The sequence below is a fragment of the Noviherbaspirillum sp. genome (genome assembly GCF_035254865.1).
Taxonomy (GTDB): Bacteria; Pseudomonadota; Gammaproteobacteria; order Burkholderiales; family Burkholderiaceae_D; genus Noviherbaspirillum.
In genome coordinates this window covers 1-10891 of the sequence record NZ_DATFAF010000046.1, presented here as the reverse complement: position 1 = coordinate 10891, position 10891 = coordinate 1, and the positions used below count along the sequence as shown (strand labels likewise).

6 protein-coding genes and 1 pseudogene are annotated in these 10891 nt (G+C 57.6%); 6 read left to right on the top strand and 1 reads right to left on the bottom strand.

The genetic code is table 11. The features are described from left to right. Both VJ651_RS12355 and rpoC read left to right on the top strand, forming a co-directional pair. Window positions 1-710, top strand: a pseudogene (locus VJ651_RS12355) (hypothetical protein); the annotation flags it as partial. Between the two features lie 94 nt (window positions 711-804). Further along, on the top strand, window positions 805-5043 hold the full coding sequence (rpoC, locus tag VJ651_RS12350) for a DNA-directed RNA polymerase subunit beta' (protein ID WP_136417884.1): 4239 nt from the start codon (window positions 805-807) through the stop codon (window positions 5041-5043). Window positions 5044-5174: 131 nt separating this feature from the next. On the opposite strand, the gene VJ651_RS12345 is transcribed toward rpoC, so the two are convergent. Continuing rightward, the gene (locus tag VJ651_RS12345; protein WP_324107744.1) at window positions 5175-7001 is read right to left on the bottom strand and encodes a phosphoethanolamine transferase; all 1827 of its coding nucleotides are present in this window, start codon (window positions 6999-7001) and stop codon (window positions 5175-5177) included. A gap of 425 nt (window positions 7002-7426) precedes the next feature. Here VJ651_RS12345 and rpsL point away from each other — a divergent pair, with 425 nt between their 5' ends. From rpsL to VJ651_RS12325, 4 genes are all read left to right on the top strand, one after another. Then, on the top strand, window positions 7427-7816 hold the full coding sequence (gene rpsL / locus VJ651_RS12340) for a 30S ribosomal protein S12 (RefSeq protein ID WP_136417882.1): 390 nt from the start codon (window positions 7427-7429) through the stop codon (window positions 7814-7816). Window positions 7817-7975: 159 nt separating this feature from the next. Beyond that, window positions 7976-8446, top strand: a complete 471-nt coding sequence (gene rpsG / locus VJ651_RS12335) for a 30S ribosomal protein S7 (RefSeq protein WP_136417881.1) — start codon at window positions 7976-7978, stop codon at window positions 8444-8446. A gap of 124 nt (window positions 8447-8570) precedes the next feature. After that, complete coding sequence (gene fusA, locus VJ651_RS12330) at window positions 8571-10673, top strand: elongation factor G (protein WP_324107743.1); 2103 nt, start codon at window positions 8571-8573, stop codon at window positions 10671-10673. Between the two features lie 83 nt (window positions 10674-10756). After that, a partial coding sequence (locus VJ651_RS12325) for a GTP-binding protein (RefSeq protein WP_292936124.1) occupies window positions 10757-10891 on the top strand: 135 nt, incomplete at its 3' end.

Here is a 10891-nt window from a genome sequence, read left to right as displayed (position 1 = left end):
AGATCAAGGACTATCTCAAGCAGGCCGGCCTGCCGAGCACGGGCAAGACCGTGCTGCACGACGGCAAGAGCGGCGAGCCGTTCGCGCAGAAGGTCACGGTCGGGTTCATCTACATGCTCAAGCTGTCGCACCTGGTGGACGACAAGATCCACGCCCGCTCGATCGGACCGTACTCGCTCGTGACGCAGCAGCCGCTGGCGGGCAAGGCCCAGTTCGGCGGCCAGCGTTTCGGCGAGATGGAGGTCTGGGCCCTGGAAGCCTACGGCGCCGCCTACATCCTGCAGGAGCTGCTGACCGCGAAGTCCGACGATGTCTATGGCCGCACCAAGATCTACGAGGCCATCGTCAAGGGCGAGGCGGCGATCGAGCCGGGTGTGCCGGAATCGTTCAACGTGCTCATCCGCGAGCTGCAGTCGCTGTGCCTGGACGTGGAACTGATCGTCACCCAGCAGCCGCTGGGCGGCAAGGCGCAGTTCGGCGGCCAGCGTTTCGGCGAGATGGAAGTCTGGGCACTGGAAGCCTACGGCGCGTCCTACGTGCTGCAGGAAATGCTGACGGTGAAGTCGGACGACGTGACCGGCCGTACCAAGGTGTACGAGAATCTGGTCAAGGGCGACCACGTCATCGACGCCGGCATGCCGGAGTCCTTCAACGTGCTGGTGAAGGAAATCCGTTCGCTTGGTATCGATATCGATCTGGAACGCGACTAGTCGGGAAACCGAAGCCGGCGGTGCGAGTAATCCGCCGCCGGCAATGCAGTACCGAAGCAAAGATATTTTTATTCACGCCACACTGGAGTGATACATGAAAGCACTGCTCGATTTATTCAAGCAAGTTCAGCAAAGCGAACAATTCGACGCGATCAAGATTGGTCTTGCGTCACCCGAAAAAATCCGTTCCTGGTCCTATGGCGAAGTCAAGAAGCCGGAAACGATCAACTACCGTACCTTCAAGCCGGAGCGCGACGGCCTGTTCTGCGCAAAGATCTTTGGTCCGATCAAGGACTACGAGTGCCTGTGCGGCAAGTACAAGCGCCTGAAGCATCGTGGCGTGATCTGCGAAAAGTGCGGCGTGGAAGTTACGCTCGCAAAAGTGCGTCGTGAGCGCATGGGCCATATTGAACTTGCCTCGCCGACCGCGCACATCTGGTTCCTGAAATCGCTGCCGTCGCGTCTGGGCATGGTGCTCGACATGACGCTGCGCGATATCGAACGCGTGCTCTACTTCGAAGCCTATGTCGTGACCGATCCCGGCATGACGCCGCTGAAGAAGTGCCAGATCATGTCGGAAGACGATTATGCGGCCAAGTACGAAGAGTACGGCGACGACTTCACCGCCTTCATGGGCGCGGAAGGCATTCGCGAACTGCTGCGTTCGATCGACATCGACCGCGAAGTGGAAACGCTGCGTCAGGAGCTGAAGGATTCCAAGTCCGAAGCCAAGATCAAGAAGTATGCAAAGCGCCTGAAAGTGCTCGAAGCATTCCAGCGTTCCGGCATCAAGCCGGACTGGATGATCATGGAAGTGCTGCCTGTGCTACCGCCGGAACTGCGTCCGCTGGTGCCGCTGGACGGCGGCCGCTTTGCGACCTCCGACCTGAACGATCTGTACCGTCGCGTCATCAACCGTAACAATCGTCTGAAGCGCCTGATGGAATTGCGCGCGCCGGAAATCATTACGCGTAACGAAAAGCGCATGCTGCAGGAAGCCGTCGACTCGCTGCTCGACAACGGCCGTCGCGGCAAGGCCATGACCGGCGCCAACAAGCGTCCGCTGAAATCGCTGGCTGAAATGATCAAGGGCAAGGGCGGCCGCTTCCGTCAGAACTTGCTCGGCAAGCGCGTCGACTACTCCGGCCGTTCGGTCATCGTGGTGGGTCCGCAGCTCAAGCTGCACCAGTGCGGTCTGCCGAAACTGATGGCACTCGAACTGTTCAAGCCCTTCATCTTCAACAAGCTGGAACTGATGGGTCTCGCAACCACCATCAAGGCTGCGAAGAAGCTGGTCGAAGTGCAGGAGCCGGTGGTGTGGGACATTCTGGAAGAAGTCATCCGCGAACATCCGGTCATGCTGAACCGTGCGCCGACGCTGCACCGTCTCGGCATTCAGGCGTTCGAGCCTGTTCTGATCGAAGGCAAGGCCATCCAGCTGCATCCGCTGGTCTGCGCGGCGTTCAACGCCGACTTCGATGGCGACCAGATGGCTGTCCACGTTCCGCTGTCGATCGAAGCACAGATGGAAGCCCGCACGCTGATGCTGGCGTCCAACAACGTGCTGTTCCCGTCCAACGGCGAACCATCGATCGTGCCGTCCCAGGATATCGTGCTGGGTCTGTACTACGCAACGCGCGAAAAGATCAATGGCAAGAACGAAGGCATGATGTTCCCGGACGTGTCGGAAGTGATCCGCGCGTACGACAACAAGGAAGTCGAGCTGACGACCCGTATCACCGTTCGCATCACCGAGTATCCGAAGGATCCGGCGACTGGCGAATTCGTGAAGACGATCAAGCGCTACGAGACCACCGTTGGCCGCGCCATCCTGTCGGAAATCCTGCCGAAGGGTCTGCCGTTCACCGTGCTGAATCGCGCGCTGAAAAAGAAAGAGATTTCGAAGCTGATCAACACGTCGTTCCGCAAGTGCGGCCTGCGTGCAACCGTCGTATTCGCCGACCAGCTGATGCAATCCGGCTTCCGCCTCGCAACCCGCGCCGGTATTTCCATCTGCGTGGATGACATGCTGGTGCCGCCGCAGAAGCACACCATCATTGCGCAAGCCGAGCACGAAGTGAAACAGATCGAGCAGCAGTACGCTTCCGGTCTCGTGACTGCAGGCGAGCGCTACAACAAGGTGGTCGACATCTGGGGCAAGGCCGGTGACGAAGTCGGCAAGGCGATGATGGAGCAGCTCAAGGTTGAAGATGTGGTCCGTCGCGACGGCACCAAGGGCACCCAGGAATCCTTCAATGCGATTTACATGATGGCCGACTCCGGTGCCCGCGGTTCAGCGGCGCAGATCCGCCAGCTCGCCGGTATGCGCGGCCTGATGGCCAAGCCGGACGGCTCGATCATCGAGACGCCGATTACCGCGAACTTCCGCGAAGGCCTGAACGTGTTGCAGTACTTTATCTCGACACACGGCGCTCGTAAGGGCTTGGCCGATACCGCGTTGAAGACCGCGAACTCAGGTTACCTGACTCGTCGTCTGGTCGACGTGACTCAAGATCTGGTCGTGACGGAAGACGATTGCGGCACCACCAACGGCGCTTCCATGAAGGCGCTGGTCGAAGGCGGCGAGGTGATCGAAGCCTTGCGCGACCGCATTCTCGGCCGCGTGGCCGCGACTGACGTCGTCAATCCGGAAACCCAGGAGACGCTGCTCGAAGCCGGTACCTTGCTGGACGAAGATGCCGTCGAAAATATCGAACGCCTCGGCATCGACGAAGTCAAGGTCCGCACGCCGCTCACCTGTGATACGCGCTACGGCCTGTGTGCCAAGTGTTATGGCCGCGACCTCGGCCGCGGTTCCCTGGTGAACAGCGGCGAAGCGGTTGGTGTGGTTGCAGCACAGTCGATCGGCGAACCGGGTACCCAGCTGACGATGCGTACGTTCCACATCGGTGGTGCGGCATCGCGCGCGGCAGTCGCTTCGTCGGTCGAAGCCAAGTCGAACGGCACGGTCCGTTTCACCGCGACGATGCGTTACGTCACCAATGGCAAGGGCGAGCAGATCGTGATTTCGCGTTCCGGCGAAGTGCTGATCACTGACGACATTGGCCGCGAGCGCGAACGTCACAAGGTGCCTTACGGCGCAACCTTGCTGGTCAAGGATGGCCTCGCCATCAAGGCCGGCACCGCGCTGGCGACTTGGGATCCGCTGACCCGTCCGATCATTACCGAATACACCGGTACGGTGAAGTTCGAGAACGTCGAAGAAGGCGTCACCGTTGCGAAGCAGATCGACGAAGTGACCGGCCTGTCCACACTGGTGGTAATCGATGCGAAACGTCGCGGCTCGGCTACCAAGATATTGCGCCCGCAAGTGAAACTGCTGAACGAGAAGGGCGAGGAAGTGAAGATCGCCGGCACCGAGCACGCAGTAACGATCGGCTTCCAGGTTGGCGCGCTGATCACGGTGAAAGACGGTCAGCAAGTCTCGGTGGGTGAAGTGCTCGCACGTATCCCGACCGAGTCGCAAAAGACTCGTGACATTACCGGCGGTCTGCCTCGCGTGGCCGAACTGTTCGAAGCGCGTTCGCCGAAGGATGCCGGCATGCTGGCGGAAGTTACCGGTACGGTTGCGTTCGGCAAGGAGACCAAGGGCAAGCAGCGTCTGGAAATTACCGACATGGATGGCAACAAGCACGAGTTCCTGATTACCAAGGACAAGCAAGTGCTGGTGCACGATGGCCAGGTGGTGAACAAGGGCGAAATGATCGTGGACGGTCCGGCCGATCCGCAAGATATTCTGCGCCTCTTGGGTATCGAAGCGCTGGCACGCTACATCGTCGACGAAGTGCAGGACGTGTACCGTCTGCAGGGCGTGAAGATCAACGATAAGCACATTGAAGTGATCGTGCGCCAGATGCTGCGTCGCGTGCAAGTGGTCGATGCCGGCGATACTTCCTACATCCCGGGCGAGCAGGTTGAGCGTTCCGAGCTGCTGGATGAAAACGATCGCGTCATCGCTGAAGGCAAGCGTCCGGCGACGTACGAAAACGTACTGCTCGGTATTACCAAGGCGTCGCTGTCGACGGATTCGTTCATTTCTGCGGCATCGTTCCAGGAAACCACGCGCGTGCTTACCGAAGCCGCGATCATGGGCAAGAAGGATGGCCTGCGCGGACTGAAGGAAAACGTTATCGTCGGCCGCCTCATCCCGGCGGGTACCGGCCTGGCCTACCATCGCGCTCGCAAGGAAAAGGAGTCGTGGGAAGCGGAAGAGCGGACAGCATTGCTGCAAGCCGAAGAGCAGGCCCGTGCTGCTCACGGCGAGGAGGAAATTGCTGGAAGCCTGGGCACACCGGAGGGTGGCGAAGGCTGATCGAATCTGTTTCGATAAGACAAACGGCACCGAAGGCGACTTCGGTGCCGTTTTTTTATGGTCTGCTTGAGCAGTCGGGCGTCATCGAGCCCCGGGCAGACGCACGCCAGTCTCCGTCCCAGGCAGACCTGTTATTTTTCCTGTTTCAGTGGGCTCCCCCGGTCGATCACTTCGCGGCAATCGCCCCTGAAGCTTGCGTTGTCGTAGTCGGTCCAGCCATAACTATCGACATAGCGTTTATGCAACCTGAATTTCTTGTTCAGAAAGCTCCACTCCAGCTGCTCGGTGCTGTAATGGATATCGGCCAGGTCCAGCAAGGAATGGAAGATATTTTCCGTTGCCAGCTTTGCACGCTTGTTCTTCAACAGCTGATTCACTTTGGCAGGATGCGTAGCGCGGTACAGATCGGAGTACCACACAAACGCAGGCACATGAAACTCGAACTGCGTATTGTGCCCGTGGAAGGCGAGATTGCAGTTGCCATCGTAAAGCGTTTGCCCATGGTCGGACACATACATCATGGCCGTCAATTGTTTCGTCGATTTCAGTTCGCCGATCACCTGTGAAAGAAACCAATCCGTATACAGAATGGAATTGTCATAGCTGTTGTTCAGCTGAGCTTTCATCGCAACGTCGGTATACGCCGGGTTAGCGATGCCAAAGAGCGACGGCTGCCATTTGTCGAATTCCGTCGGATATCGATGGCTATAGTTCCAGTGGTTGCCGAGTGTATGCAGCACGATCAGCTTTTTCTTCGATGGGTCTTTGATGGCGGCGCGCAGAGGATCGAGCAGAATCTCATCGTAGCTCGAGTTGTTTGTGAATCCGCCCAGATTCAGGAATTCGGTCACATCCGCTTCTTTTGCAAACACCGAGACGGGCGTGTCGAATTGGCCATACGACATCTGGTTAGATAGCCAGTAGGTCTTGAATCCCGCCTCCTTGAACGCCGTCAAGAACGACTTTTCCGAAAACCCGGCTTGTAAACTCTGGCGTGCCGGCTTGCGGGAAACCAGTACCGGTACGGACAAGCGTGTCGCGGATACCGCAGTCACCACATTCGAAAAGCTGACCAGGTTCTGTTCTTTTTTCAAAAGGGGATTGGTTTCGCGCTTATAGCCGTTCAAGCTCCAGCGATCGTAGCGCGAGGACTCGCCGATCACCATCACAACCACTTGTGGAATATCGAGCGGGCCGGCCTGGTGGGCGCCAAACGTGAATAAGCTGCTCTTGTGGGTCAGTTCGGCCAGGTACTTGCGCTCCTTCCAAAACTCATGGCCCCGCAGCGCGAGTCCGAATGGCCATGTCGTACCGAACGAGGCGACGTCAAGTGGCACGCGTGCCCATGCAGGCAACTTTGGCAGGCGCGGATCATGGAGTGGAGTTGACGGCGCCGCTGACTCGCTTGCATCGCGAGCGATCTCGCTGCTTCCATCGTTGCTTGCCGAAGCCGATGCAGCTTCAATGCCGAATTCCTGCCCGTATGTCCACATGCCCATTCCGGCCGCCAGCACGACAATTGTCGCCCAACGGGAGACATCGTCCCAATCCAGATCCCGCGTCCGAAATGCAGCCTCCCAGCTCACCCACCACCAGACGATGACGCCAACCGCAACCGCTCCGAGCAGCCATACCCTATTTCCAAGAAACTCCAATGCTTCTTTCGGACTCGTCTCAGCGATGATTCCCAGATGATGCGTCGAAATTCCCTGGTTGTAATAGACATTCAGGTAGATTTCGATCGGCAGTGCGAGAAACGCGGGAATGAGCAGCCAGTGAAACCAGGCGGGTCGCTTGAATATTGCCCATACAGCCAGCCATGCGACAAATTCCATTGCGATAATCCGCGCAGGATTATCCACCGGACGTCCAAATGCCAGCGGGATGAATGGCACCGCCGACAAAGTAAGGTAGCTAAGAAGAATAAAGAGATTGGCCGGACGTAGCTGGGGATGCATGACTTCAATCAAAACCTGTGCTCGCAACGCAAAGTCGCGCAGAATGCATCAGTTTATGACGAGAAAGTATTTGCTGCCATCAATCCGCATGCCTTGTTGCTGTATTGCGCCGTCCTCCCGCGAAAGCAGGCGTCCGACGGCCGGGCGGGAAAAGCGAATGCCACGGAGAAGGTTGCACATTCGAACTTCATCGCCTAGTCTGGTTGACGAAGCGCAGTTATGGGGATATACTCGCGAGTTCTCGATTTTAGGCTACCCAAGGCCTAAGCGTTCTTTGGTCAGTTTTCCCGCCTTTCGTAACGCTTATCCCTTTTGCCCCGAATCGAAGCCCTTTTGGGGCGCAATGATTTCCCCCACTTGGTTCCGGACAATCGTTTTCGGAGCTGTATTTTTATTAACGTTGTAATTTTGTTGGATTTAGACCGATGCCAACCATCAATCAACTGATTCGCAGGCCGCGGGTTTCCGCTGCTGTGAAGAGCAAATCGCCGGCGCTGGAAAACAGCCCGCAGAAACGCGGCGTTTGCACCCGTGTGTACACCACGACCCCGAAGAAGCCGAACTCGGCGCTCCGTAAGGTCGCCAAGGTGCGTCTGACCAACGGTTTCGAAGTCATTTCGTACATCGGCGGTGAAGGCCACAACCTGCAAGAGCATAGCGTCGTGTTGATTCGCGGCGGCCGTGTGAAGGACTTGCCGGGTGTGCGTTACCACATGGTGCGCGGCGCGCTGGATACCCAGGGCGTCAAGGATCGCAAGCAGGCCCGTTCGAAGTACGGTGCCAAGCGCGCAAAGGCCGGCGCAGCCAAGAAGTAATCAAGTTTTCCGCAAGGAGGTTCGCCTCCCGGTGCTTCACCGCGCGGATTGTGAGTCGGCCCCGAATGGGTCGAGTAAGTGGATGGTCATGATGGCCTCCGCGAGCGAGCAGCAAACCACTCAGTGCTGCAGCTCAACTGAAGAGTGAAAGGAATCGAAATGCCACGTCGTCGTGAAGTCCCGAAACGGGAAATTCTGCCTGATCCGAAGTTCGGTAATGTTGATGTCGCGAAATTTGTCAACGTCCTGATGCTGTCCGGTAAGAAATCGGTCGCCGAGAACATCATCTACGGTGCGTTTGATCATATCAAGCAAAAATCCGGCAAGGATCCGCTGGAAGTGTTTACCGCCGCAATCAACAATTGCAAGCCGATGGTGGAAGTGAAATCCCGTCGCGTTGGCGGTGCCAACTATCAGGTTCCGGTGGAGGTTCGCCCGGTACGTCGTATGGCGCTGTCCATGCGCTGGCTGCGTGAAGCCGCCAACAAGCGCAGCGAGAAGTCGATGCCGCAACGTCTGGGCGGCGAATTGATGGAAGCCGCTGAAGGCCGCGGCGGCGCGATGAAGAAGCGTGACGAAGTGCACCGCATGGCAGAAGCCAACAAGGCGTTCTCTCACTTCCGTTTCTGATTGTAATTTGAATAGTAGCCTTCGCATCGTTGAAGGCCCAGCAATGTAAATCGGTCAAAACCGGGCGCATCTCTTGCATAAAGTGGCGCTCGGTTTTCGACCATTAAAAGACTTAGGATTGAATATGGCTCGCAAGACCCCCATCGAGCGCTACCGCAATATTGGTATTTCCGCTCACATCGATGCTGGTAAGACCACCACTACCGAGCGCATCCTGTTCTACACCGGCGTGAACCACAAGCTGGGCGAGGTGCATGACGGCGCGGCGACCATGGACTGGATGGAGCAGGAACAAGAGCGCGGCATTACCATTACCTCGGCCGCGACGACCTGCTTCTGGAAGGGCATGGCCAACAACTTCCCCGAGCATCGCATCAACATCATCGATACCCCGGGTCACGTTGACTTTACCATCGAAGTGGAGCGTTCCATGCGCGTGCTCGACGGCGCCTGCATGGTGTATTGCGCAGTCGGTGGCGTGCAGCCGCAATCCGAAACGGTTTGGCGCCAAGCCAACAAGTACGGCGTGCCGCGTCTCGCATTTGTGAACAAGATGGACCGTACCGGTGCGAACTTCTTCAAAGTCTACGAGCAGATGCGCGCTCGCCTCAAGGCGAACCCGATCCCGATCCAAGTGCCGATCGGTGCCGAAGAAAACTTCGAAGGCGTTGTCGACCTCGTCAAGATGAAGGCGATCTACTGGGACGACGCTTCCCAAGGCATGAAGTTCGACTATCGCGACATCCCCGAGAACCTGAAGGCCGTCTCTGCCGAGTGGCACGAAAAGATGGTCGAGGCAGCTGCCGAGGCTAACGAAGAACTGATGAACAAGTACCTTGAAGAGGGCGACTTGTCCGAAGCCGAAATCAAGCAGGCGATCCGCATGCGCACCATCGCCGGCGAAATCGTCCCGATGATGTGCGGCACCGCGTTCAAGAACAAGGGCGTGCAGGCGATGCTGGACGCTGTGATCGAATACCTGCCTGCGCCGACGGACATCCCGCCGGTCAAGGGTTTGGACGAGAACGAAGAGCCTGCAGTGCGCAAAGCGGACGACAATGAAAAGTTCTCCGCGCTTGCATTCAAGATCATGACCGATCCGTTTGTCGGCCAGTTGATCTTCTTCCGCGTCTATTCCGGCGTGGTGAATTCCGGCGACACCGTTTACAACCCGGTGAAGGGCAAAAAAGAACGTATCGGCCGCCTGCTGCAAATGCACGCGAACCAGCGCGAAGAAATCAAGGAAGTTCGCGCAGGTGACATCGCCGCTGCGGTTGGTCTGAAAGAGGCAACTACTGGCGAAACCCTGTGTGACCCGGAATCCGTGATCACGCTGGAGCGCATGGTATTCCCCGAGCCGGTGATCTCCCAGGCTGTCGAGCCGAAGACCAAAGCCGACCAGGAAAAAATGGGTATCGCTTTGAATCGTCTTTCGCAGGAGGATCCGTCGTTCCGCGTCAAGACCGACGAAGAGTCTGGTCAGACCATTATTTCCGGCATGGGCGAACTGCACCTCGAAATCATTGTTGACCGTATGCGTCGCGAGTTCGGCGTGGAAGCCACCGTCGGCAAGCCGCAGGTGGCATACCGCGAAACGATTCGCAAGACCTGCGAAGAGGTCGAAGGCAAGTTCGTCAAACAGTCCGGCGGTCGTGGTCAATATGGTCACGTCGTTCTGAAGATCGAACCGCAAGAACCCGGCAAGGGCTTTGAGTTCGTCGACGCGATCAAGGGCGGTGTCGTCCCGCGCGAATACATTCCTGCGGTTGAGAAGGGCATTATCGATACGCTGCCGACGGGTGTTATGGCGGGTTACCCGGTTGTTGACGTCAAGGTCACGCTGATCTTCGGTTCCTACCACGACGTGGACTCGAATGAAAACGCGTTCCGCATGGCCGGTTCGATGGCGTTCAAGGATGGCTGCCGCAAGGCCAATCCGGTTCTGCTTGAGCCGATGATGGCAGTTGAAGTCGAAACCCCGGAAGAGAAAATGGGCGATGTGATGGGCGACTTGTCCTCCCGTCGCGGCATGATCCAAGGTATGGATGACATCCCGGGCGGCGGCAAGATTGTTCGCGCCGAAGTTCCGCTGTCCGAAATGTTTGGCTACTCCACCACGCTGCGTTCGTTGACCCAAGGTCGCGCAACGTACACGATGGAATTCAAGCACTACGCAGAAGCGCCGAAGAACGTTGCTGACGCCGTCATCAGCGCCAAGGCCAAGTAAAGCCGAAGGCCGGCCATATTCAACGGCCGGCCTTCGCAATTCAACACAACTTAACAAATCGTTCTTTTTGAAGGAAATCTAAAATGGCAAAAGGCAAGTTTGAGCGGACGAAGCCGCACGTGAATGTGGGCACGATTGGTCACGTTGACCATGGCAAGACCACGCTGACTGCAGCGATCGCGACAGTGCTGTCGAGCAAGTTTGGCGGCGAAGCGAAG